Below are 21,375 nucleotides of genomic sequence, written 5' to 3' on the forward strand. Positions count from 1 at the left end.
CGTTACCAACGGCGGTGTTTACTCCCGCCACCACGAATCGAAGAGGGTCACCGGCACCGTTCGCTTGTGACGTGTGATCCAGTAGCGGTGCTCGATGGATTTCGCCGCGTCGGGGTCCACTTCCCGCCCCTCGAGGTAGTCGTCGATCTGCTCGTAGGTGAGGCCCAGCTCCTGCTCGTCGGACTGGCCGGGGCGTTCGTCGAGGAGGTCTGCCGTGGGGATCTTGTTGTAGAGGGCGGGAGGCGCGCCGAGCTCCTTGAGCAGCGCCCGGTTCTGGCGCTTGTTCAGGCCGAAGAGCGGGAGGATGTCCGCTCCGCCATCGCCGAATTTCGTGAAGAAGCCCGTCACCGACTCGGCGCCGTGATCCGTCCCGATCACGAGCAGGTTGTGTTGCCCGGCCATAGCGTACTGGGCGACCATGCGGGCACGGGCCTTCGTGTTGCCCTTGGTGAAGTCCGAGATGTGCTCGCCGGTCGTCTCCGCGTACTCCTGCTGGAATCCGTCGACGGCCGGAGCGACGTTGAAGACCTTCGACGTGCGGGGCTCGATGAACGCGAGGGCCGCCTGTGCGTCGTCCTCGTCCTTCTGCACGTTGTAGGGCAGGCGCATCGCGATGAAGTCGGCGTCAACTCCCTCGGCGCGCAGTTCGTCGACAGCGAGCTGCGCGAGCTTCCCGGCCAGGGTCGAATCGAGTCCACCACTGATGCCGAGCACGAAGCCGCGCGTTCCCGTGGACCTCACGTAGTCCTTCAGGAAGGCGACCCGGGCGCGCACCTCCGCCGCTGGATCGATGGTCGGCTTGACGCCCATTTCCTCGATGATCTGTGCCTGGAGTTCACGCATTCCCCTAGGCTACTCCGACTCGATTTCAGCAGGGTTACACGCGGCGGCTCCGTCATCACGTCGATCAGCGCGAATTACCCCGGCAGCGATCAATTGCTGCGAGAGCATCAGGCGGGTACGGGGTCGCTGTCACTCGGATACCGCAGCCCCATCTGGCGGCGCGCCTCATCCAGCAGTTCCATGATGCGGACGGACTCCGCGGGTGTCATGAAAGGGCTCTCGGTCAGTCCCTCCTGCAGGCAGCGCGTCACTTCACGCAGTTCGTAGCTGAAACCGTTGCCGAAGACCTCGAACCGCTCCGTGCGCAGCGTGCCCTGCCTGGGTTGGATCACGAGCTCGCCCGGGTTGAACAGGGGACCGGAGGAACGCAGCCAACCGTCGGTGCCGCTGATCGTGACCACGCTCGGGCAATGGGCGCCGATCGAGGTGGTGAGCTGCGCATGAGCACCACTGGAGTAGGAAAGGGTCAGGGCATTCTGCAGGTCGATGCCCTCAGGGGTGAGGAGCCCCTGCGCGGACACGCTGCTGGGCTCTCCCAGAGCTGCGAGTGCCCAGGTCAGCGGATAGACCGCGAGGTCCAGGAGGGCTCCACCGCCGGCCGCACGGTCCCAGGTCCTCGACGCGGGATCGAAGGGCGGCGCGAATCCGAGGTCCGCCTGCAACCACCGCGGCTGTCCGATCTCGCCCGACCGCAGAATCGTGGAGGCCCTGCGGAAGCTCGGCAGGAAGCGCGTCCAGACGGCCTCCATGAGGAACAGGCCGCGCTCCGCAGCGAGGACGGCAAGTTCCGCGGCCTGCCCGGCGTCCATGGCGAGCGGCTTCTCGCACAGCACGTGCTTCCCTGCCGCGAGCGCGGCCAGCGCGACGGCATGGTGCTGCGCGTGCGGCGTCGCGATGTAGACGACGTCGACGGCGGGATCGGCGAGCAGCCGTTCGTAGCCGGTGCTGCCCTCGCCATCGGAATACGCGGACGCAAAACCGAAGCGCAGCGCGAAGGCACGGGCGGACGCCTCGAAACGGGAGCTGACGGCCTGCAGGACGGCGTCGTCGAGCAGCGCGAGGTCGTGCACGACGCGGGCGGCGATCGACCCCGTCGCGACGACGCCCCAGCGGATGGGGCGGCCGGTCGCGGTGGAAGGAGCGATGGTGCTGACGGGAACTGGAAGCATCGGTGGTGTCTTTCGGGGAACGATGGCGGTGCGAGGCTGCGGGCGCAATCTGGCCGTTGCTGAAGAGGACGGCATCGATCGGAGTGCCACGATCCAGGAAGCAGTGCATGGCGCCTGCACCGGATGGCAGGGTGAACTCCTGGCCCACCCCGCCTCGTGCCGTTACTGGCTGAAGGCTGCGTCGAAGGACGTATCCGACGGTGCGAAGTCGAAGCGCTTCAGGAAAGCGAGGGCCTCAGGCGCTCCCTGCAGGCGGTCCATGCCAGCGTCTTCCCACTCCACGGAGATGGGGCCGGTGTAGCCGATGGCCGTCAGCGCGCGGAAACTGTCCTCCCACGGAACGTCCCCCCGACCCGTGGAGACGAAATCCCAGCCTCGTCGCGGGTCGCCCCAGGCCAGGTGCGAGGACAGGATGCCGTTACGGCCTCCACCCATGCGCATCTTCGTGTCCTTGCAGTCCACGTGGTAGATGCGGTCCTTGAAATCGGAGATGAAGGCGACAGGGTCGATCTGCTGCCACATGAAGTGGCTCGGGTCCCAGTTGAGGCCGAAGGCGGGGCGGTGTCCGATGGCGTCGAGGGTGCGCTGCGTGGACCAGTAGTCGTAGGCGATCTCGGACGGGTGGACCTCGTGGGCGAAGCGGACACCGCACTCGTCGAAGACATCGAGAATCGGGTTCCAGCGGTCCGCGAAGTCCTGGTAGCCCGCGTCGATCGTCTCGGCAGGCACGGGCGGGAACATGGCGACGTACTGCCAGATCGAGGAGCCGGTGAAACCCACCACCGTATCGACGCCCAGCTTCTGCGCGAGCCGCGCTGTCAGCTTCATCTCCTCAGCAGCCCGCTGACGCACACCTTCCGGGTCGCCGTCGCCCCAGACCTTCGGACCGACGATCGCCTGGTGGCGGAAGTCGATCGGGTTGTCGCAGACGGCCTGACCCTTCAGGTGGTTGGAGATCGCCCAGACCTTGAGCCCGTTGCGCTCGAGGATGTCGAGCCGGTTCTGGATATAGTCGTCGTCGTCCCACCGCCAGGCATCGAGGTGATCGCCGGACACGGCGATCTCCAGTCCGTCGTACCCCCACTGTCCGGCGAGTTCCGCGACCTTCTCGAAGGGCAGGTCGGCCCACTGGCCGGTGAACAGGGTGAAGTTGCGTGTCATGCGGGCTCCTTGAAGTGGTGGGGACTACTGGTGGGCGTGGGCGGCCGAACCGACCTGGACCACGGCGCTCTTCGCCGCAGCGCTCTCCTCGACGGCGGCGAGGACGCGCTGGATCTGAAGACCGGCCTCGAACGAGGGCTGGGGCTGCTCGCCCGTGCGGATCGACGTGAGGAAGTCGCGCAGCTGGTGCGTGAAGGTGTGTTCCCAGCCGATGATGTGGCCCTGTGGCCACCAGGCTTCCAGGTAGGGGTGCTCCGGCTCCGTGACGAGGATCCGGCGGAAGCCCTGCTCCGTCTCGGGTCCGGTGGCCTCCATGAACCACAGCTCGTTGAGGTTCTCGAGGTCGAAGCGCAGCGCGCCGCGTTCGCCGAAGACCTCGATGCGCAGCCCGTTCTTCACACCCGTCGCCACGCGGGAGACCTCGACCGTCGCGACGGCGCCGCCGGAGAGTTCGGCAGTGATCCAGGCGGCGTCGTCCACCGTCACGGGTTCAGGCCCGTCCGGGCCCGGCCGCTCAGCGACGAAGGTGCGCAACCGCCCGGAAACCTCGGAGATCTCCTCGCCCGTCAGGAACTGCACCTGGTCGAGGGCGTGGGATGCGATGTCACCGAGTGCACCCGATCCCGCGGTCTCCTTGCGGAGGCGCCACGTCATCGGCGACTCCGAGTCCACGAGCCAGTCCTGCAGGTAGGCCACGCGCAGCTGGCGGATCGCACCGAGGCGCCCCTCGGCGATCAGGTTCCGTGCGTGGGCCAGGGCGGGCACGCGCCGGTAGTTGAACCCGACCATCGACTGGACGCCGTGCGTCCGCGCCTCCTGCGCAGTGGCGACCATCTCGGAGCTCTCTGCGATCGTGTTGGCCAGCGGCTTCTCCACGAGGACGTGCTTGCCGGCTTTCAGCGCCTCGATGGCGATCTCCGCATGCAGGTACCCCGGCGTGCAGATGTCGACGATGTCGACGTCGTCACGGTTGATCACGTCCCGCCAGTCCGTCGCGGATTCCTCCCACCCGTAGCGGGCGGCCGCTTCAGCGGTCCTTTCGGCATCGCGGCCCACGACGACGCGGCGCGCGACCGGCGGGACGTCGAAGTGGCTGCCGACCGTGCGCCACGCTGCCGAGTGCGCCTTGCCCATGAAGGCGTAGCCGATCATGGCGACACCGAGGGGCTTCGATGCGGGACCGTCCGGTACCTGACCGGAAAGTGGGGATGTCATGGTGTTCTCCAGATGTAGGGGTGGAAGCGCGATCGGTGAGGTGGCTACTTCACGGACCCGGCGGACAATCCCGCGACGAGGTGCCGTTGAACCAGCATGAAGCCGATCAGCACGGGAAGGGAAACGACGACCGATGCGGCCATCAGCTGGTTCCAGTACACGTCCGTCTGGTTCGCGTATGCCTGCAGCCCGATCGCGAGCGTACGGGTGTCGTTGTTCGTGAGCACCGAGGCGAAGAGCACCTCACCCCAGGCTGTGATGAATGAATAGACGGCGACCGCGATGATGCCCGGCTTCGCGACGGGGATGACCACGCGGATGAACGCTCCGGCGCGGCTTGTGCCATCGATCATGGCCGCTTCCTCGAGTTCGCGGGGGATGGAGGCGAAGTAGCCCGCGAGCATCCAGATGGCGAAGGGCAGGGTGAAGGTCAGGTATGTGATCACCAGCCCCGTATAGGACCCGTTCAGCTGCAGGCCGACGGTCCGCTGGATCTGGGTGAAGATCAGGAAGAGCGGCAGGAGGAAGAGGATGCCCGGGAACATCTGGGTGGACAGGACCACGAGGCTGAACGAGCGCTGTCCGCGGAAGTTGAGCCGGGCCACCGCGTAGGCGGCCATGATCGCGATGATGACGGAGAAGACCGTGGCCAGCGTCGTGACGATCAGGCTGTTCTTGAAGTAGTGCGCCAGGGGAACAGTCCGCCAGATCTCGAGGTACGGCTCGATGGTGACGGTGGACGGCACCCAGGTGAAGAGACCGCGCACGTCGGCGAGCGGCTTGACGCTCGTCACCACCACCACATACAGCGGAAGCGCGACGAGGATGAACAGGAAGGTCAATCCGATACGGCGGAACCAGCGGAAACCGGGTGTCTCAATCAATGTCTTTACCCTTCGGAAGGACCATGCGCACGTAGACCACGGAGGCGATGAACAGGAGGATGAGCAGCAGCACACTCATGGCGCCGCCCAGGCCGAAGTTCCAGTTGGAGAAGGAGTGCTGGTAGATCAGCGGTGAGACCAGGCGCGCGGACTCCGGTGGCGCGGCGCCGAAGAGGACGAACGGCACGTTGAACTGGTTGAAGATCCACAGGCTCATGACGAGCAGGAGGACGCCGTTGGCCGGGCGGATCATGGGAAGCGTGATGAGCATGAACTGCTTCCAGAGGGAAGCGCCGTCGATCGCGGCTGCCTCGTAGACGTCCTTCGGGATGTTCTGCAGTGCAGCGAGGAGCATGAGGAAGGCGAACGGCCACATCTGCCACGCGGTCACGATGACGGTGACCCAGAAGGCGTTGCCACCGAGCAGCCAGAACGGCCGCTCGTCGAGGAGCCCGAGATCGTCGACGAGGATCTTGTTGATGGCGCCGTCGCGCTGGCTGAACATGAACGCCCAGGCAATGGTGGCCACGTAGCTCGGCAAAGCGTAGGGGATGAGGAAGAACGTCCGCAGGAAGCCGTTCCCGCGGAAGGAACTGTGCAGCAGGACGGCGGCCATGATGCCGAGGACCCAGACGATGGCAAGCACGATCACGGTGAACACGAGGGTGCGGCCGAAGCTCGCGAGGAACTCCCCGCCGATGGGACCGTTGGGGTCGAGTCCGGCAACGAAGTTGTCGAAGCCGACGAACGGTGCCCGCAACCAGTTGCGGATGTTGAGCTGGGTCAGACCGAGGAAGGCGATCCACACGCCGAGGATCATCGGGACGATGTGGATCAGGAGCTCCATGATGACTGCTGGAGCGATCAGGATGTAGGCGAACGGGGACTTTCGTTTGCGCCGGGCGGCAGGTGCCGGGCCCTGCGGCGTACCCGGCTCACTGCCGGCTGCTGGTGGCTTCTCGACCAGTTGTGACATGGATGCTCCTCGGACTGAGCGGGTCAGGGGCAGGTGCCCGGACGCTGCCGGGCACCTGCCTGGGGGGAGTTACTGGGCGGCTGCCATCTGGCTGTTGGCGTCTTCGAGCGCCTTTCGGATGTCGTCCTCCGTGACCGTACCGGTGGCCGCCTGGGCGAAGAGGTTCTTCATCGCCGTACCCACGAGGGTCTCCATCTGGCCCTCCTGGCTGATGAGCGGCATCGGCTTTGCGTTGTTCTCGAGGATCTCCTGCTTGAGCTTAATCTCCTCCGACTGGAAGGCTTCGTCCTCGTAGGCCGCGGTGAGCACGGGGAGTGCGGTGAAGGCCTTGTTCAGGTAGACCTGCTCCTCGTCGCTCGTCAGGTGCGCGGCGAGCTTCAGGGCGCCTTCCTCGTTGTCGGTCTCGTTGAAGATGCTCAGGTTGATGCCGGCCACGTGGCTCATGGTCGCCTCGTCTCCCGTGGCATCCGGGTTGGTCAGCGGAACCGGCGCTGCGGCGAAGTTCTCGAAACCGCGGGCATTGAGGGTCTTGGCCGGCGCCTGGTCGAAGAACATCGCAGCGTTCCCGGCCGCGAAGTCCTCGACCATCTGGCTGCCGCCCGTGAACTCGGCGTTCGACGGCGACACGACCTTGTCGGTGGCCATGAGGTCGATCCACTGCTTGACGCCGGCAACCTGCTCGTCGCTCGCGAAGGTGGGCTCCCCGTTCTCGTCGAAGAGCGACCCGCCCGCCTGCAGGCCGCGGACGAACGCCTGGTGCGCGTTGTTCGAGATGGAACTGCCCGCCAGGGACACGCCCCACTGATCGATCTGGCCGTCGCCGTCCGTGTCGATCGTCAGCTTCTTCGCGGTGTCGACGAACTCGTCCCATGTCTCGGGGGGAGCCTCGATACCGGCCGCCGCGAACATCTCCGTGTTGTAGTAGAGGGAGTAGCTGAGGCCGTACAGGGGGATAGACGTGGGTGTCTCCCCTTCGGCACCGCCCGTCGACCAGCTGCTCTGGATGAAACGGTCCTGGCCTCCGACCGCTTCGAGGGCCTCGCCCTCGAACGGCAGGAAGGCGCCGGTCTCCTGGAGGGTCGTCGCCCAGGTGTTGCCGATGTTCAGGACATCCGGCCCCTCACCGCTACTGACCGCAGTGAGGATGCGGTTGTACAGGTCGGTCCACGGGATGACCTCGAGCTCCACCTCGATGCCGGTCTCTTCGGTGAAGCGGGCGAGGGACTCCTCCAGGACCTTGCGGTCGTCCTCGACCGTGGTGCCCTGGTTGGAGGCCCAATAGGTCAGGGTATCGCCCGATGTCGCTTCCCCGGACGCGGAGCCGCAGGCGGCGAGGCTGGACATCCCCAGTCCCAGTACAGCGAAGGTCGAAAGGGCCTTGACGGGTATTTTCACGGTTCATCTCTCCTTTGAGTAACTGCGATCAAGCCGGTCCGGGCCCTCGCGGTTGCATGCTGCGAGTGGTGCAGGAAGCCTGCGGGAGAGGCCCAGTGTGAGCTGGTTCACCCAAGCTATGACGACTTATGTCGATCGTCAATCAAAAGACGTCACGGTTTCGACACGTTGGGCGTCGACGGCGACGGCAAGTGCGGCGTTCGAGCGAGAAAGGCACCCGGTTCTGCTGGCGCCCGTGCTTTACTGAAAAGATGCTGAACGTTCACGCGGCCGCCGGTTCCGACGGCGGATCGTCCCCTCGACCCGGACAATCGGCCGGACCTGGGGTCAGCGACATCTTCGCGCTTCTCCGCGACGGTCAGCCCCGAACCAGGGCAGAACTCGCCGAGGTGTCCGGCCTCGCCAGGTCCACTGTCGCGGCACGGATCGACGCCCTCATGGCGCTCGGGCTCGTGGCACCGTACGGCGGTGCTGCGTCCACAGGAGGGCGCCGGCCCTCACTCTTCGCCCTCAACCCGGCGGCCCGCGTCGTGGTCGGCGCGGATTTCGGCGCGACCCACGCGCTGGTCAGCCTCACCGATCTCAGCGGTACCGAACTCGCCGTCGAACGCGAGGCGCTCTCGATCGCAGCGGGTCCGGACGACGTCGTCGCCTGGCTTGCCGGTGCCGTTCGCCGGCTCCTCGCGGCAGCGGATCGCCGCCCGGAGGATCTGGCCGCCATCGGGATCGGATTGCCCGGACCCGTGGAGCATGAGACCGGCCGCCCGATCAATCCGCCGATCATGCCGGGCTGGGACCGGGTCGACGTCCCCGCGCTCGTCCAGCGCCACATCGACGTCCCCGTGCTCGTGGACAACGACGTCAACATCATGGCCCTCGGCGAGCGCACCGCGAACTGGCCGGATGTCGATGACCTCATGTTCGTAAAGGTGGCCACCGGCATCGGAGCGGGGCTGATCTCCGGCGGCGTCCTGCAGCGGGGAGCCCAGGGAACCGCGGGGGACCTCGGTCATGTCCGGGTGCCGCGCGGAGGAGAGGCGAACTGCCGGTGCGGTAACACGGGCTGCCTCGAGGCCCTCGCCGGTGGGCCGGCGCTTGCTGCAGCACTCAACCGCCTCACGGGCGGGACCCTCGAGGGCAGTAGTGACGTCATCGCCCTCGTCCGCTCGGGTGACCTCTCCGCCATTCAGGTCCTCCGTCAGGCCGGTCGGGACATCGGGGACGTCATAGCGATGTGCGTGAACCTGATCAACCCCTCGGTCGTCGTGATCGGCGGCAGCCTCGCCCAGGCAGGAGAGCACCTGCTCGCGGGGATCCGCGAAGTCGTCTACACCCGGTCGCTGCCGCTGGCCACCGAGCACCTGCGGATCGTGCCGTCCGTCTCGGGCGAGCGCGCCGGTGTCGCGGGGGCTTCCGCCATGGCCGTCGCCCATGTTCTCTCCCCGGAGGCGATCGACGCCGCCAGCGCGCGCCTGGCCGGGTGACGCCCGCGGCTCCTCCGCGCGGGACGGTGCCTGGGCGCCCCCGCCCTCTCGATAGACTGGCGGCATGACCGTCGAGACCTCCACGCAGACCACAGACCGTTCCCGGCTCCTCGAGCTCATCAAGGAACTAGCGGTGGTGCACGAGCGGGTCACGCTCTCCAGCGGCGTGGAGGCGGACTACTACATCGACCTGCGCCGCATCACGCTGCACCACGAGGCATCCGTCCTCGTGGGACGCGTCATGCTCCAGCTGCTCGACGACGCCGGCGTCAGCTTCGAAGCGGCGGGCGGCCTCACGATGGGCGCTGATCCCGTCGGCACGGCAGTCATGCACGCAGCAGCCCGGGCCGGCCGGCCCATCGACGCCTTCGTGGTGCGGAAGACCCAGAAGACGCATGGGATGGGCCGCCAGGTCGAGGGTCCCGCTGTCTCCGGGCGTCCCGTCGTCGTGCTCGAGGACACCTCGACCACGGGCGGTTCGGCCCTGACCGCCGTCGAGGGTGTGCGCCGTGCAGGCGGCATCGTCCAGGCGGTCGCGGTGATCGTCGACCGCAGCACGGGTTCCAAGGAGCGCATCGAGTCGGAGGCCGGGGTGCCCTACCTCTTTGCCTTCGGCAAGGACGAGCTGGGTCTGGCCTGACGCGGACTCCCGACGGAGCACGCACGGGGGACGCACGGGGACAGGAGACGGAGCGGCGCGTGAAGCACGACGACGGCCTCGCCCTGCAGCAGGCACGTGGATTCCGTGAATCCTCCCGCCGATCCTTCCTGATCGGTTCCGCCGCGGCCACGCTCGTGACGGCGGACCTCGCATTCACCCGTGTCATCCAGTCGCAGCGTGAGCAGACCCGCATCCTGCCGCTCGACGACGACCGGGCACGGGCGCGATTCCCCAACGACCGCTGGGTGCTCTTCCCGGGGTACAAGACCAGTTGGGAGGAAGGGCTCTGGATCCTCAATTCGCTCCGGCCCACGCTGTCCCGGCGGGCGCAGATGGCGGTGATGGGCTACTCGAACCGCGGCCTGGACATCAACAACATCGTGGCCACGATGAACCGCTACGTGGAGAACTTCCGACTCGAGCGGCTGTACTTCTACGGCCACAGTTTCGGCGGCATGGTCGCGGTCGAGGTGGCGGCCCGCCTGCGTGACCGGGGCATCCCGGTGGAGCTGGTCCTGCTCGATTCTTCGCCGTCCAGCCGCTTCGACGTCCAGGACCAGCGCATGTTCGACGGTGTCGTGCTGCTCTACGAGGCCGGCGTGCGTGTACCGATCAGCGTGCGCGGTACCTACGAGCTGGGTGAGCGGATCGTCCACAAGAACGAGCGTTCCTGGAGCCAGATCGTGGACCAGACACTGGAGCAGCTCTCGCCCCTGGCGCCGAGCAGTGAGCTCATCCAGTCCGAGTCCTCGTACATTTACCACTTCGACGTGACGCGTTTCCGGCTCTCGCTCGGCGACACGAAGGTGGTCTTCACCGGCAGCCCGGACGACGGCGTGGTGAACTACCGGACCGCACGCGCCGGTTGGGAGCGGGAACTCCCCGACAACATCGTGTCCGTGGACTACGTGACGGAGGGAGCGCTCCCTGCCCATGCCAGCCCGCAGTGGAATCCCGGCATCTACCAGGGCATCATCTCCGCGGTGCAGCGGGACTACGTCCCGGTGCCGCGCGGCGGCGGCTGGAAGAGGATCTCCTAGGCCCGCGGCATCACACCTGGTCGATCAGGTCCGCCACCGAGTTGCAGATCTGCGCGGGGCGGAACGGATAGGCGTCGATGTCCTCGGGCTGCGTGATGCCGCTGAGCACGAGGACGGTGTGCAGCCCTGCTTCCATGCCGGCGATGATGTCGGTGTCCATGCGGTCGCCGATCATCGCCGTCGTCTCCGAATGGGCGTCGATCTGGTTCATCGCGGAGCGGAACATCATCGGGTTCGGTTTGCCCACGATGTAGGGGTCGCGACTGGTCGCCGCCGTGATCATGGCGGCGATGGCGCCGGTCGCGGGTAGGGGCCCTTCCTTCGAAGGCCCGGTGACGTCCGGGTTGGTGGCGATGAAGCGGGCGCCGTCGAGGATCAGGCGCACCGCTTTCGTGATCGCCTCGAACGAGTACGTCCGGGTCTCGCCGAGCACCACGTAGTCGGGGTTCGTGTCGGTGAGGACGAAACCGGCCTCGTGCAACGCCGTCGTCAGTCCGGCCTCGCCGATCACGTAGGCACGGCCGCCCGGCAGCTGGTCGCGCAGGAACTGCGCCGTCGCCAGCGCTGAGGTCCACAGGTTCTCCTCCGGGATCTCGAGGCCGGAGGCCTTGAGGCGTGCCGCCAGGTCCCGCGGGGTGTAGATCGAGTTGTTGGTGAGGACGAGGAACCGCTTCGAGGTGGCGACCCACCGGTCGATCAGCTCGGCGGCACCCGGGATGGCGTGGTTCTCGTGCACCAGCACGCCGTCCATGTCGGTGAGCCAGCACTCGATGTGTTCGTTCTCGCGCATGTGCTTCCTTTCGCAGTGATCGACCTCCGGGGAGCTCCGTGTGCCAGTCTTCCATCTTCGGCTGCGTCTACGCTGGGACGGTGAAAGAATCCCTGCCGGAGCCTCCCGATGACACCGTAACCGCTCCGGACGGAAACCCCGGGAGTCCGGCCGTCGGCGTCGGCCCGTGGGAGGGCGACCTGCCCGAGGGTGACCACTGGGACCGCGAACTGCTGGCGTCGGGGGACACCCGCAACGTCGTCGACGCGTACCGGTACTGGACGCACGAGGCCATCGTGGCGGACCTCGACGAACGGCGCCACGGCTTCCACGTGGCGATCGAGAACTGGCAGCACGACCTCAATATCGGCTCGGTCGTGCGCACGGCCAACGCCTTCCTCGCGAAGGAGGTCCACATCATCGGGCGGCGCCGGTGGAACAGGCGCGGCGCCATGGTCACCGACCGCTACCAGCATGTCCGCCACCACCCGACGGTTGCCGACTTCACGGCGTGGGCCGCGGCGGAGGGGCTGGCCGTGATCGGAATTGACAACTTCCCGGATTCGGTACCGCTGGAGACCTACGATCTACCCGAGAACTGCGTCTTCGTGTTCGGGCAGGAGGGCCCCGGCCTCACCCCGGAGGTGCACGAGGCCGCGCAGGCGACCCTCTCGATCGCCCAGTTCGGCTCCACGCGCTCCATCAATGCCTCGGCGGCGGCCGCCATCGCCATGCACGGCTGGGTTCGACGGCACGTTTTCGGCCAGCACGTCTGAGCGCGCGCCTTCCGGAAGCCGCCGTCATCCGGCGTCGACTTCCCCTGCGCCCGGCAGGTGTGCTCGGTAGGATGAAGCAAGCACTCACCACCACTAAGGAGTCCTCAGCATGCCTATTGCCACCCCTGATGTTTACGCCGAGATGATCGACCGCGCGAAGGCGGGCGGATTCGCATTCCCGGCAGTGAACGTGACCTCCTCGCAGACCCTCAACGCAGCGATGCGCGGTTTCGCCGAGGCGGGCTCCGACGGGATCGTGCAGGTCTCCACGGGCGGCGCTGCCTACTGGTCCGGCGCGAGCGTCAAGGACATGGTTGCCGGCTCGCTCGGCTTCGCGGCCTTCGCGAAGGAAGTGGCGAAGAAGTACGACGTCAACATCGCGCTGCACACCGACCACTGCCCGAAGGACAAGCTCGACGACTTCGTGCTGCCCCTGCTCGCGGCTTCCGAGGAGGCGGTGAAGAACGGCCGGGATCCCATCTTCAACTCCCACATGTGGGACGGCTCGGCCGAGACGCTCGAGGAGAACCTCCGGATCGCGCGCGAGATCCTGCCCCGCGCGGCTGCCGCGAAGATCATCCTCGAGGTCGAGATCGGTACCGTCGGTGGTGAGGAGGACGGCGTGGAGAACGCCATCAACGACAAGCTCTACACCACGGTCGACGACGCCCTGGCGACCATCGACGCCCTCGGTGCCGGCGAGCACGGCCGCTACATCACCGCGCTGACCTTCGGCAACGTGCACGGCGTCTACAAGCCGGGCGGCGTCAAGCTGCGCCCGGAGATCCTCAAGGAGATCCAGGACCAGGTAGGCCAGAAGATCGGCAAGGACAAGCCTTTCGACCTCGTGTTCCATGGCGGCTCGGGTTCATCGGACCAGGAGATCGCGGATGCCGTCTCCTACGGCGTCATCAAGATGAACATCGACACGGACACGCAGTACGCGTTCACGCGTCCCATCGTGGACCACATGTTCCGCAACTACGACGGTGTCCTGAAGGTCGACGGCGAGGTCGGCAACAAGAAGACCTACGACCCGCGCGTCTGGGGCGCATCAGCCGAAGCGGGCCTCTCCGCCCGCGTGGTCGAGGCCGCCGCGTCACTCGGTTCCGCCGGCAAGAAGCTCTAGCACCATGTCCGACGAATTCCGGAAGAACCTCCTGGGACCCGAGCCGACGCTCCTTCCCGAGGAGCCCGACGTCGTCCAGCGCCTCGCCGCGGGTGACGAGGCGGTGGACCTGGCCGCGAAGCACCCGACGTCGTCGCTCGTCTGGGCCATCCTCGCGGACGAGGCGTATGCCGAGGGCAGCACGATCGAGTCCTACGCGTATGCGCGCACCGGGTACCACCGGGGCCTGGATGCCCTTCGCCGCAGCGGCTGGCGGGGCGCCGGTCCCATTCCGTACTCCCACGAACCGAACCGGGGCTTCCTCCGGGCGCTCTACGCGCTCGGCCGTGCCGCCGCGTCGATCGGCGAGATCGAGGAGGCCGAGCGCATCGCGGTCTTCCTGAGGGAGTCCGATCCGGAGGCCAGCGCGCAGCTCGCAGGCTGACGCAGGATCCCGAAGGGCGGGGCGGCTCCGGCCGTCCCGCCCCGAGTGCTTCTGGGGCCGGTCAGAAGTGTCAGCCAGACCCTGACACTGGCATTTCTTATCGATTAACGATAGCTTTGTGCTGACAATCAGCACAAAGGAGCTCCAATGGGAAGAATCACCGTCCTGGCATTGAGGGTCGTGCTCTGCATGATGTTCGTCGGTGCCGTCGTCATCCAGTCGGTCATGGTCCCGCTGCTGGGGATTGACATCGCGGAGGCGGACCCCGACGTCGCGCTCATCCGCACACCCCTCGTCATCCTCACGGTGCTCGCCATCCTCGCCCTCCAGGTCGCGATGGTCTGCGTGTGGGGATTGCTGACGATGGTGCGACATGGCACCGTCTTCTCCACGGACGCCTTCCGGCTCGTGAACATCGTCATCGGGGCGTTCGCCGCCGCCAGTGCCCTCACCTTCGGACTCGGCGTGGCACTTGCGCCGGGAGAGGCCGTTGCCCCCGGGGTCGTCCTGCTCATCGGAGGCGCGGCCGTGTCGATCGCGGCAGTCGCGCTGATCGTGCTGGTCCTCAGGGCGCTCCTCGCACAGGCCGTCGACCGCGACACGGAAGCGCGCACCCTGCGCACCGAACTCGACGAGGTGATCTGATGCCCATCATCGTGCGCATCGACGTCGAACTGGCGCGGCGGAAGATGAGTGTAGGGGAGTTCGCGGACCGCATCGGCCTGACCCCGGCCAACGTCGCCGTGCTCAAGAACGGGCGTGCGAAGGCCGTCCGGTTCAGCACGCTGGAGGCGATGTGCAGGGTACTCGGCTGCCAGCCCGGGGACCTGCTCGAATGGGTCGACGACGACGACGAACGACGGCCCGAGCGCGGCGCCGCAGCCGCTGCGGTCCCGGGGGACGGCGCGTGAGCAGTTCCGGTCGGTTCTTCCCCCCGGCTCCTGCGCCGGGGATCGCCGGTGATCCCGGCATCTTCGGGCCGGATTCGGCAGCGTGGCGGGTCGCGCGCGAGCGGGTCATCCTGGCGGGCGGTCCGGCGGCTCTCCTGCTACAGGTGGCGCATCCCCTCGTAGCAGAAGGGGTGCGGGCACACAGCGGGTTCGCCACCGACCCGCTGCAGCGCCTGCGCGGAACGCTCGACGCGGTGCTCACCGTCTCGTTCGGGGACCAGGCGCAGGTCCGGGGCACAGCGGGCCTCGTCGCCCGGAAGCATCGTCCGGTGCAGGGCACCCTGCCGGCGCCCGTCGGCTCTCTGCCCGCCGGCACCCCCTATCGGGCGAACGATCCCGGGCTCTCCCTCTGGGTGTTCGCCACCCTGGTCTGGAGCGCCGTCGAGGTCACGGAGGGCTTCCTCCGTCATGTGCCGCCGGAGGAGCGGGACGCCTACTACCGCGACATGACCCGGATGGCCCACCTGTTCAACGTGCCTGCGGCCCTCCTGCCCGAGGACTACGCGGGGCTCGAGGGCTATGTCACCCAGCAGATCAGGTCCACGCTCGACGTCGGTCCCGCTGCGGCCGTGATCGCGCGGCAGGTCCTCGACCCCGATCCGCCGATCGTCGTCCGGCCGGCACGGCGGCTGCCCGCTGTGCTGGCCGCGGGGGTCCTGCCGCCCGCCCTGCGGGAGGCGTACGGGCTCCGATGGCGCCGTCGTGAGCGGGTGTGCTTTGCCGTCGTCCGTTGTGCCTCGCAGCTCGCAGTGCCGCTCTTGCCGACGCGAGTCCGCTACTGGCCGCACTACCTGGTGGCCCGGCGCCGCGTCCGCGCCACCCCGACGGGATAGCGCCGCAACGACGTCGCTGCATGGCGGACACTCGAATCGCGGTGCGGAGTTCAGCGCTGCGGTCGGCGGATCGTCGTCGTCACGGACACCAGCTGCGGCCGGGGTGGTGCGGAGCTGAAGCCGAACCGGACGGGCGGGCTCACGGAAGCGAGCGGGCCCAGATCCGATCCGCGCCAGGTCGCGGTCACTCCGGTGAGGGCGCGGGCGGAGGTCACACCGTAGTACTCGGTGCGTCCGTGCCCCGCCGAACCGGCCGTCGCAACGCCCTTCACCAGCAGCGACGCGACCGGATTGATCAGCGAGAGCCACCGCGGGTGGGTGGCCAGGCGGGCGGGAACGACGCCGAGGAGCCGACCGAGCAGGGTGGTGCCTCCGATCGAGGCGGAGACCTGCAGGTCCCCGGCCTCCACGACCAGCCGGTCCGCAAGTGTCGAGGCGATCGGTACGATCACGACGTCGTCGAACGTGTAGGTCGCGGCCACGTACTCCGCCACCTCCTGCCTCGGAGCGAGCAGGGTGCGGCGGCCGGCGCCGTCCTCCACCATGACGTCGGTGAAGGCACCGAACGGGGACGAGTCCCAGCGGCCGATCACGAGCCGCGTCCCCGAGGTGGTCCCGATACCGGCGATGTGTCCTTCGAAGCGGTCCATCGCCCCATTGTCCGCCGGTCGCCGAGCGGCGACCGGGGGGCCGCGCCCGTCACGCCCGGACCTTTTTCGACGCCCTCGGAACCCCTCCGCTAAACTCGGACGGTAAGAGCCCCAGTGGTCGCGCACTCGTGCGGCCGGTTGGGGCGTTCTGATGCACGGCGTACTTTCCGCGGTCGCGCGTGAAGGGCCCGTACCGAATGGGGGAGGATCCCATGCCAGCAATCGTCATTGTCGGAGCCCAGTGGGGCGACGAGGGTAAGGGCAAGGCCACTGACCTGCTGGGCGGGCGCGTGGACTACGTCGTGAAGCCGAACGGTGGCAACAACGCCGGCCACACCGTCGTCGTCGGCGGTGAGAAGTACGAGCTCAAGCTCCTTCCCGCCGGGATCCTCAGCCCCAACGCCATCCCGATCATCGGCAACGGCTGCGTCATCAACCTCGAGGCGCTCTTCCAGGAGATCGACGGCCTCGAGGCCCGCGGCGCGGACACCTCGAAACTGCGCGTCTCCGCCAACGCGCACCTCGTGGCGCCCTACCACCAGGTGCTGGACAAGGTCACCGAACGCTTCCTGGGCAAGCGTGCCATCGGCACGACCGGGCGCGGCATCGGCCCGGCCTACATGGACAAGGTCGCACGCCTCGGGCTGCGGGTGCAGGACGTCTTCGACGAGTCGATCCTGCGCCAGAAGGTCGAGGGTTCGCTCAAGCAGAAGAACGAGCTGCTGGTGAAGGTGTACAACCGCCGCAACGTCGAGGTCGAGGAGGTCGTGGAGTACTTCCTGTCCTTCGCCGAGCGGCTCAAGCCCCTCGTCATCGACTCCACCTTCGTCCTCAACGAGGCGCTCGACGCCGGCAAGGTGGTCCTCATGGAGGGCGGGCAGGCCACGTTCCTGGACGTGGACCACGGCACCTACCCGTTCGTGACGTCGTCGAACCCGACCGCAGGCGGCGCGTCCGTCGGATCGGGCATCGGTCCCACCCGGATCAGCCGTGCCGTCGGCATCATCAAGGCGTACACCACGCGCGTCGGTGCAGGGCCGTTCCCCACCGAGCTGTTCGACGACATGGGCATGTACCTCCAGACCAAGGGCGGTGAGTTCGGCGTCAACACCGGGCGTCCGCGCCGCTGCGGCTGGTACGACGCCGTGCTGGCCCGCCACGCCTCGCGCGTCAACGGCTTCACCGACTACTTCGTCACCAAGCTCGACGTCCTCACGGGCATCGAGAGCATCCCGGTCTGCGTCGCGTACGACGTGGACGGGGTGCGGCACGACGAGATGCCCATGACGCAGACCGAGTTCCACCACGCGAAGCCGATCTTCGAGTACTTCGACGGCTGGACCGAAGACATCACGGGAGCCCGCACCATCGAGGACCTGCCCGAGAACGCGCAGACCTACGTCCGGGCTCTCGAGAAGATGTCCGGCACCCGGTTCTCGGCGATCGGGGTCGGCCCGGACCGCGACCAGACCATCGTGGTCAACGACCTGATCGGGGCCTGAACCGCGGGGGAGCCCGGAGCAGCCTGCGATCCGACGCCGGCGGTTGACGCTAGCTGTCGGCGCGTGCGGTCGACACCGGAGGTCGACCGCGGCGGTCGACGCTAGAGGTTGACGGTGATGTCGGCGCTCTCGCGCAGTCGCACGATGAGCGCCTGCGTGGCCTCGGAGGTCTTGCCGCCCGCCAGCTGCTGAACGATCTGTTCGCGGACGTCCTCGAGCGGCGGGATCGGCGTTGTGGTGTCGCCCCCCGCCTCCTGCTGCGCCTTCGCGGCGTCGTACGCCTCCTGGACCTCCTGCTCTGTCGGCGTCGTGTCGCCGGCTTCCTCCGCCAGGAGCGTGTCGAGCGCGACCTGGTCCGCCAGCTGCTCGTCGAATTCGGCGTCGTCGATCCCCTGTTCGGCGAGAGCGGCCCTGAGCTCCTCCTCCGATGCGAGCCCGCTCGCCTGCAACAGCTCGTCGATCGCGGCTGCCCGTCCTTCCGCGCTCGCCGTGATGCCGCGCCGCGCAGCCTCCTGTCGCAGCAGCTCCGAGCTGACCAGGTTGTCCGCGACGGTCGTCTTCAGCAGGTCCTGATCGACCTCCTGTCCCGCGGCCTGTGCCTGGGCGGCGGCCTGCGCGAACTGGCCCTCGTACGTCTCGGCGAAGAGATCCCGGCTGATCTCCGTGCCATTGACGACCGCGACGACCTCGGGGATGCCCTCGAGGTCCGGTTCGGGCTGTGCTTCGCCCGGCGTTGCCGAGGCGGATGCCGAGCCAGATGCGCTTCCGCCATCTGGCTCACCCCCCGAGCCGCTGCAGCCTCCGAGCACCAGGATCGAGCCGATGAACGCGGTGGCCAGCAGTCGCCTGGCTGCGCTTGTTCTCCGGGTGGTCATCATCGCCGTCCTTCTCGTGCCGCGTCTCCATGATCAGCATGCGGCTCCGGCCGCACGGACTTCCACTGACGGTGCGTATCCTTCACGAGCTGCCGTCACCGGTTCCCGGGACTACCATCCCCTGGTTCCCTCGCCGCCCTTGAACGGCCCTACGATGGCGGCGGTGATCCACCCGCCGTAGAAGTCGCCGTCCTGTGCCTGCACCCGCTCGCCGTCGACCGTGCACTCGTCCATCTGTGATGGGTAGACCGCCGCGCGCGTCGCCAGGTCCTCGTACCCGCGGACGGGATCGGGGTAGGTCCAGGCGCCACGAAGGCTGCGGGCCGTTCCGGTCACGACGTCGAAATAGCGCGCCGCGCCCTTGAACTCGCAGTGCGTGGTGCCCTCGACCGGGACCAGGACCCCAGGGGCGAAGTCCGGGATCGGAAGATAGTAGACCGGCGGGTGGCTCGTCTCGAGCACGCGGACTGCGTCCGAGGTCCGAACGATCGGCCGGCCCCCGAACCGCACCTCGATCACGGCCTGCACGCGCTCGGCCCTCGGCGGTCTCGGGTAATCCCAGACGGACTCCTGCCCCAGGCCGGGCATTTCACGCTCGCGTCGCGTCGGGTTCCTCATGCCGCTAGGGTACTCCGGCGTCCTGGGCGGAAGTCTGTACGCTGGATGGAAGGGACGGGCACATAGACGAGGGTGGCACCATGAAGGTCAGCGTTGGTCAGTTCAGGCCGGGTGGGGACGTCGCGGCGAACCTCGCCGTCATCCGGGAGCTCGCTGCAGAAGCCGCAGGTGCCGGCTCGGAGCTGGTCGTCCTCCCCGAGGAATCGATGCTCGCCATCGGCAGGGTGGAGGGCTCGCTCCGGCAGGTCGTCGAGGGCGCCTGGACCTCGTTCGTGCAGCAGCTCTCCTTCGTCGCCGCCGAGCACGGCATCGCCGTCGTCGCCGGCGGCTACGAGCCGAGCGGCGAGGACCGGCCCTTCAACACGCTGGTCCTGATCGACGCTACCGGCCGCATCGTGGACACGTACCGCAAGCTGCATCTCTATGACGCCTTCAGCTACCAAGAATCGAAGCGCATCAGACCGGGCGACGGCGGGATCAAGGTCGCGCACCTGGGCGATATGCGGGTGGGCCTCATGACGTGCTACGACATCCGTTTCCCGGAGCAGGCGCGCGCTCTCGCCGACGCCGGAGCGGACCTCATCTGCGTCCCCGCCTCGTGGTTCAAGGGTGAGTACAAAATCGAACACTGGGAGACACTGCTGAAGGCCCGGGCCATCGAGAACACGCTGTGGGTGGCCGCGGCCGGCACCTCGAGCGGCCACACGATCGGGCACTCCGCCATCATCGATCCCATGGGAGTTCCGCAGGTGCACCTCGAGGACGAGGAGCGCGGCGTCGTCACGACGGACGTCACGCGTCGCAGGGTCGACGACGTCCGCGAGTTCCTGCCCGTGCTCCGTAACCGGCGCTTCGCCCGGAACGACTCCATTGTCGACTCCCACTGACGCAGGGTCCGCCCGTGCCATCGGCACCGGGCCGCCCGGATCCGATCCCTCCAGTGCGGCCGAGCCCGGACCTGGGCTTACACCACGGGAGCGGCTGACGGAGCCGGGCCGGGCCCCCAACATCCGCGATGTAGCGCGAAGGGCCGGTGTCTCGCACCAGACGGTGTCCCGGGTGCTCAACGGTCACCCGAGCCTGCGTGCCGAGACGCGAGACCGTGTGCTGGCCGCGATGAACGACCTCAGCTTCCGGCCCAACCGTGCAGCCAGGGCACTGGTCACGAGTCGGTCCACCACGATCGGCGTCCTGGTCAGCAAGGGCTTCGAGTACGGACCGGCGGCCAGCCTCCAGGCCATCGACAGTGCCGCACGCGAGGCCGGCTACGCCGTCGACGTGGCGCACCTCGATGACGTCGAGGGCGGCTCGATCCGCTCCGCCCTCGACCGGCTGCTCGCCCACGGCGTGGACGGTCTCATCATCCTGGCGCCGCAGACGCAGACTCTCGGCGAGATCGAACGGCTGTCCATCACGCTGCCGTTCGTCACGGTCCATTCGGCGAGGGCACGGGACGATCACCGCCTGTCCGTCGACCAGTCCGGGGGAGCCGCGCTCGCGACGCGGCATCTGCTCGAGCTCGGGCACCGGCGGATCGTGCACGTCGCCGGTCCGGAGGGGTGGTTCGAGACGGAAGCCCGCGTCCGGGGGTACCGCGGCGAGATGGAGGCCTGGGGGTGCATTCCCGAGGGGCTCATGTCGGGGGACTGGACGGCGGAGTCGGGCTACCGGGCAGGGCTCACGATGGCGCGTGACACGGGGATCACCGCTGTGTTCTCCTCGAACGACCAGATGGCGCTCGGGCTCCTCCACGCGTTCCGGGAGACCGGGCGCCGGGTGCCGGAGGACATCAGCGTCGTCGGCTTCGACGATGTCCCGGAAGCGCCGCACTACTGGCCGCCGCTGACCACGGTGCGCCAGGACTTCCCGGAGCTCGGCAGGCGCTGTGTCGGGAGGCTGCTCGGACTCATCGACGACGGCGGAGCGGGAGGAATTGCGGGCGTAGCGGGTGGGACCCCAGACGTCGTTCCCGAACTCATCGTCCGCGCATCCACGGCCGTATTCGAAGGGTGACCCGTCTT

Annotated in this window: 23 protein-coding genes; 12 read left to right on the top strand and 11 right to left on the bottom strand. The window is 67.8% G+C overall.

Annotated elements, in window-relative coordinates; genetic code table 11:
- Positions 1-18 precede the first annotated feature (18 nt).
- From nadE to CXQ96_RS08385, 7 genes are all read right to left on the bottom strand, one after another.
- Entirely contained in the window at positions 19-843 is an 825-nt protein-coding gene (nadE, locus tag CXQ96_RS08355) for an ammonia-dependent NAD(+) synthetase (protein WP_104117589.1), read from the bottom strand.
- Between the two features lie 107 nt (positions 844-950).
- On the bottom strand, positions 951-2,012 hold the full coding sequence (locus tag CXQ96_RS08360) for a Gfo/Idh/MocA family protein (protein ID WP_104117590.1): 1,062 nt from the start codon (positions 2,010-2,012) through the stop codon (positions 951-953).
- Between the two features lie 162 nt (positions 2,013-2,174).
- Positions 2,175-3,173: a sugar phosphate isomerase/epimerase gene (locus CXQ96_RS08365; RefSeq protein WP_104117591.1), complete on the bottom strand. Its 999-nt coding sequence runs from the start codon at positions 3,171-3,173 to the stop codon at positions 2,175-2,177.
- Positions 3,174-3,197: 24 nt separating this feature from the next.
- Complete coding sequence (locus CXQ96_RS08370) at positions 3,198-4,388, bottom strand: Gfo/Idh/MocA family protein (RefSeq protein WP_104117592.1); 1,191 nt, start codon at positions 4,386-4,388, stop codon at positions 3,198-3,200.
- A gap of 44 nt (positions 4,389-4,432) precedes the next feature.
- Positions 4,433-5,272, bottom strand: a complete 840-nt coding sequence (locus tag CXQ96_RS08375; RefSeq protein ID WP_104117593.1) for a carbohydrate ABC transporter permease — start codon at positions 5,270-5,272, stop codon at positions 4,433-4,435.
- Complete coding sequence (locus CXQ96_RS08380) at positions 5,265-6,248, bottom strand: carbohydrate ABC transporter permease (protein ID WP_104117594.1); 984 nt, start codon at positions 6,246-6,248, stop codon at positions 5,265-5,267. The genes CXQ96_RS08375 and CXQ96_RS08380 overlap by 8 nt, the downstream gene beginning before the upstream one ends.
- Before the next feature lie 69 nt (positions 6,249-6,317).
- The gene (locus CXQ96_RS08385) at positions 6,318-7,643 is read right to left on the bottom strand and encodes a sugar ABC transporter substrate-binding protein (RefSeq protein ID WP_223263246.1); all 1,326 of its coding nucleotides are present in this window, start codon (positions 7,641-7,643) and stop codon (positions 6,318-6,320) included.
- A gap of 251 nt (positions 7,644-7,894) precedes the next feature.
- Between CXQ96_RS08385 and CXQ96_RS08390 the strand changes: the two genes are divergently transcribed.
- The 3 genes from CXQ96_RS08390 (at position 7,895) to CXQ96_RS08400 (ending at position 10,828) form a co-directional block, all read left to right on the top strand.
- A complete protein-coding gene (locus CXQ96_RS08390) occupies positions 7,895-9,127 on the top strand; it encodes an ROK family transcriptional regulator (protein ID WP_104117595.1) in 1,233 nt (410 codons plus the stop codon).
- A gap of 64 nt (positions 9,128-9,191) precedes the next feature.
- Positions 9,192-9,767, top strand: coding sequence for an orotate phosphoribosyltransferase (gene pyrE / locus CXQ96_RS08395; RefSeq protein WP_104117596.1), 576 nt, complete (start codon positions 9,192-9,194; stop codon positions 9,765-9,767).
- A 59-nt stretch (positions 9,768-9,826) separates the two neighbouring features.
- Positions 9,827-10,828 (top strand): thioesterase domain-containing protein, encoded by a 1,002-nt coding sequence (locus CXQ96_RS08400; RefSeq protein ID WP_104117597.1) that lies wholly within the window; start codon positions 9,827-9,829, stop codon positions 10,826-10,828.
- 10 nt (positions 10,829-10,838) lie between these two features.
- Here the strand turns inward: CXQ96_RS08400 and CXQ96_RS08405 are convergent, their stop codons facing one another.
- Positions 10,839-11,618: an HAD-IIA family hydrolase gene (locus CXQ96_RS08405; RefSeq protein ID WP_104117598.1), complete on the bottom strand. Its 780-nt coding sequence runs from the start codon at positions 11,616-11,618 to the stop codon at positions 10,839-10,841.
- 92 nt (positions 11,619-11,710) lie between these two features.
- On the opposite strand from CXQ96_RS08405, the gene CXQ96_RS08410 reads away from it, so the two are divergent.
- From CXQ96_RS08410 to CXQ96_RS08435, 6 genes are all read left to right on the top strand, one after another.
- Positions 11,711-12,373, top strand: a complete 663-nt coding sequence (locus CXQ96_RS08410; protein WP_258058994.1) for a TrmH family RNA methyltransferase — start codon at positions 11,711-11,713, stop codon at positions 12,371-12,373.
- A gap of 109 nt (positions 12,374-12,482) precedes the next feature.
- The gene (gene fbaA, locus CXQ96_RS08415; protein ID WP_104117599.1) at positions 12,483-13,502 is read left to right on the top strand and encodes a class II fructose-bisphosphate aldolase; all 1,020 of its coding nucleotides are present in this window, start codon (positions 12,483-12,485) and stop codon (positions 13,500-13,502) included.
- Between the two features lie 4 nt (positions 13,503-13,506).
- Positions 13,507-13,926: a DUF3151 domain-containing protein gene (locus CXQ96_RS08420; protein ID WP_104117600.1), complete on the top strand. Its 420-nt coding sequence runs from the start codon at positions 13,507-13,509 to the stop codon at positions 13,924-13,926.
- Positions 13,927-14,073: 147 nt separating this feature from the next.
- Complete coding sequence (locus CXQ96_RS08425; protein ID WP_104117601.1) at positions 14,074-14,571, top strand: DUF2975 domain-containing protein; 498 nt, start codon at positions 14,074-14,076, stop codon at positions 14,569-14,571.
- Positions 14,571-14,837, top strand: coding sequence for a helix-turn-helix transcriptional regulator (locus CXQ96_RS08430; protein ID WP_104117602.1), 267 nt, complete (start codon positions 14,571-14,573; stop codon positions 14,835-14,837). The genes CXQ96_RS08425 and CXQ96_RS08430 overlap by 1 nt, the downstream gene beginning before the upstream one ends.
- On the top strand, positions 14,834-15,709 hold the full coding sequence (locus CXQ96_RS08435; protein ID WP_181036402.1) for an oxygenase MpaB family protein: 876 nt from the start codon (positions 14,834-14,836) through the stop codon (positions 15,707-15,709). Before CXQ96_RS08430 ends, CXQ96_RS08435 begins: the two co-directional genes overlap by 4 nt.
- A gap of 50 nt (positions 15,710-15,759) precedes the next feature.
- Here CXQ96_RS08435 and CXQ96_RS08440 read toward each other — a convergent pair whose 3' ends face one another.
- The gene (locus CXQ96_RS08440) at positions 15,760-16,359 is read right to left on the bottom strand and encodes a hypothetical protein (RefSeq protein WP_104117604.1); all 600 of its coding nucleotides are present in this window, start codon (positions 16,357-16,359) and stop codon (positions 15,760-15,762) included.
- Positions 16,360-16,571: 212 nt separating this feature from the next.
- Here CXQ96_RS08440 and CXQ96_RS08445 point away from each other — a divergent pair, with 212 nt between their 5' ends.
- Positions 16,572-17,861 carry an adenylosuccinate synthase gene (locus CXQ96_RS08445; protein ID WP_104117605.1) on the top strand — a complete coding sequence of 430 codons (1,290 nt, stop codon included), beginning with the start codon at positions 16,572-16,574 and terminating at the stop codon, positions 17,859-17,861.
- 101 nt (positions 17,862-17,962) lie between these two features.
- Here the strand turns inward: CXQ96_RS08445 and CXQ96_RS08450 are convergent, their stop codons facing one another.
- Positions 17,963-18,736: a SurA N-terminal domain-containing protein gene (locus tag CXQ96_RS08450; protein ID WP_181036403.1), complete on the bottom strand. Its 774-nt coding sequence runs from the start codon at positions 18,734-18,736 to the stop codon at positions 17,963-17,965.
- 111 nt (positions 18,737-18,847) lie between these two features.
- A complete protein-coding gene (locus CXQ96_RS08455; protein ID WP_104117607.1) occupies positions 18,848-19,354 on the bottom strand; it encodes a DUF427 domain-containing protein in 507 nt (168 codons plus the stop codon).
- Between the two features lie 80 nt (positions 19,355-19,434).
- Here CXQ96_RS08455 and CXQ96_RS08460 point away from each other — a divergent pair, with 80 nt between their 5' ends.
- Both CXQ96_RS08460 and CXQ96_RS08465 read left to right on the top strand, forming a co-directional pair.
- Positions 19,435-20,241 (top strand): carbon-nitrogen hydrolase family protein, encoded by an 807-nt coding sequence (locus CXQ96_RS08460; RefSeq protein ID WP_104117608.1) that lies wholly within the window; start codon positions 19,435-19,437, stop codon positions 20,239-20,241.
- Positions 20,242-20,335: 94 nt separating this feature from the next.
- Positions 20,336-21,367, top strand: a complete 1,032-nt coding sequence (locus CXQ96_RS08465; protein ID WP_104117750.1) for a LacI family DNA-binding transcriptional regulator — start codon at positions 20,336-20,338, stop codon at positions 21,365-21,367.
- The last annotated feature ends 8 nt before the right edge of the window (positions 21,368-21,375 follow it).

It is taken from the genome of Arthrobacter sp. B1805 (genome assembly GCF_002929745.1).
Classification (GTDB): domain Bacteria; phylum Actinomycetota; class Actinomycetes; order Actinomycetales; family Micrococcaceae; genus Arthrobacter_D.

Excerpts from the sequence above, each read along its gene's own strand:
- CXQ96_RS08430 (WP_104117602.1), top strand. The coding sequence starts at position 14,571 with ATGCCCATCATCGTGCGCATCGACGTCGAACTGGCGCGGCGGAAGATG.
- CXQ96_RS08405 (WP_104117598.1), bottom strand. The coding sequence starts at position 11,618 with ATGCGCGAGAACGAACACATCGAGTGCTGGCTCACCGACATGGACGGC.
- CXQ96_RS08365 (WP_104117591.1), bottom strand. The coding sequence starts at position 3,173 with ATGACACGCAACTTCACCCTGTTCACCGGCCAGTGGGCCGACCTGCCC.
- CXQ96_RS08455 (WP_104117607.1), bottom strand. The coding sequence starts at position 19,354 with ATGAGGAACCCGACGCGACGCGAGCGTGAAATGCCCGGCCTGGGGCAG.
- CXQ96_RS08390 (WP_104117595.1), top strand. The coding sequence starts at position 7,895 with ATGCTGAACGTTCACGCGGCCGCCGGTTCCGACGGCGGATCGTCCCCT.
- CXQ96_RS08380 (WP_104117594.1), bottom strand. The coding sequence starts at position 6,248 with ATGTCACAACTGGTCGAGAAGCCACCAGCAGCCGGCAGTGAGCCGGGT.
- nadE (WP_104117589.1), bottom strand. The coding sequence starts at position 843 with ATGCGTGAACTCCAGGCACAGATCATCGAGGAAATGGGCGTCAAGCCG.
- pyrE (WP_104117596.1), top strand. The coding sequence starts at position 9,192 with ATGACCGTCGAGACCTCCACGCAGACCACAGACCGTTCCCGGCTCCTC.
- CXQ96_RS08370 (WP_104117592.1), bottom strand. The coding sequence starts at position 4,388 with ATGACATCCCCACTTTCCGGTCAGGTACCGGACGGTCCCGCATCGAAG.
- CXQ96_RS08440 (WP_104117604.1), bottom strand. The coding sequence starts at position 16,359 with ATGGACCGCTTCGAAGGACACATCGCCGGTATCGGGACCACCTCGGGG.
- CXQ96_RS08450 (WP_181036403.1), bottom strand. The coding sequence starts at position 18,736 with ATGACCACCCGGAGAACAAGCGCAGCCAGGCGACTGCTGGCCACCGCG.
- CXQ96_RS08420 (WP_104117600.1), top strand. The coding sequence starts at position 13,507 with ATGTCCGACGAATTCCGGAAGAACCTCCTGGGACCCGAGCCGACGCTC.
- CXQ96_RS08425 (WP_104117601.1), top strand. The coding sequence starts at position 14,074 with ATGGGAAGAATCACCGTCCTGGCATTGAGGGTCGTGCTCTGCATGATG.
- CXQ96_RS08445 (WP_104117605.1), top strand. The coding sequence starts at position 16,572 with ATGCCAGCAATCGTCATTGTCGGAGCCCAGTGGGGCGACGAGGGTAAG.
- CXQ96_RS08460 (WP_104117608.1), top strand. The coding sequence starts at position 19,435 with ATGAAGGTCAGCGTTGGTCAGTTCAGGCCGGGTGGGGACGTCGCGGCG.
- fbaA (WP_104117599.1), top strand. The coding sequence starts at position 12,483 with ATGCCTATTGCCACCCCTGATGTTTACGCCGAGATGATCGACCGCGCG.
- CXQ96_RS08360 (WP_104117590.1), bottom strand. The coding sequence starts at position 2,012 with ATGCTTCCAGTTCCCGTCAGCACCATCGCTCCTTCCACCGCGACCGGC.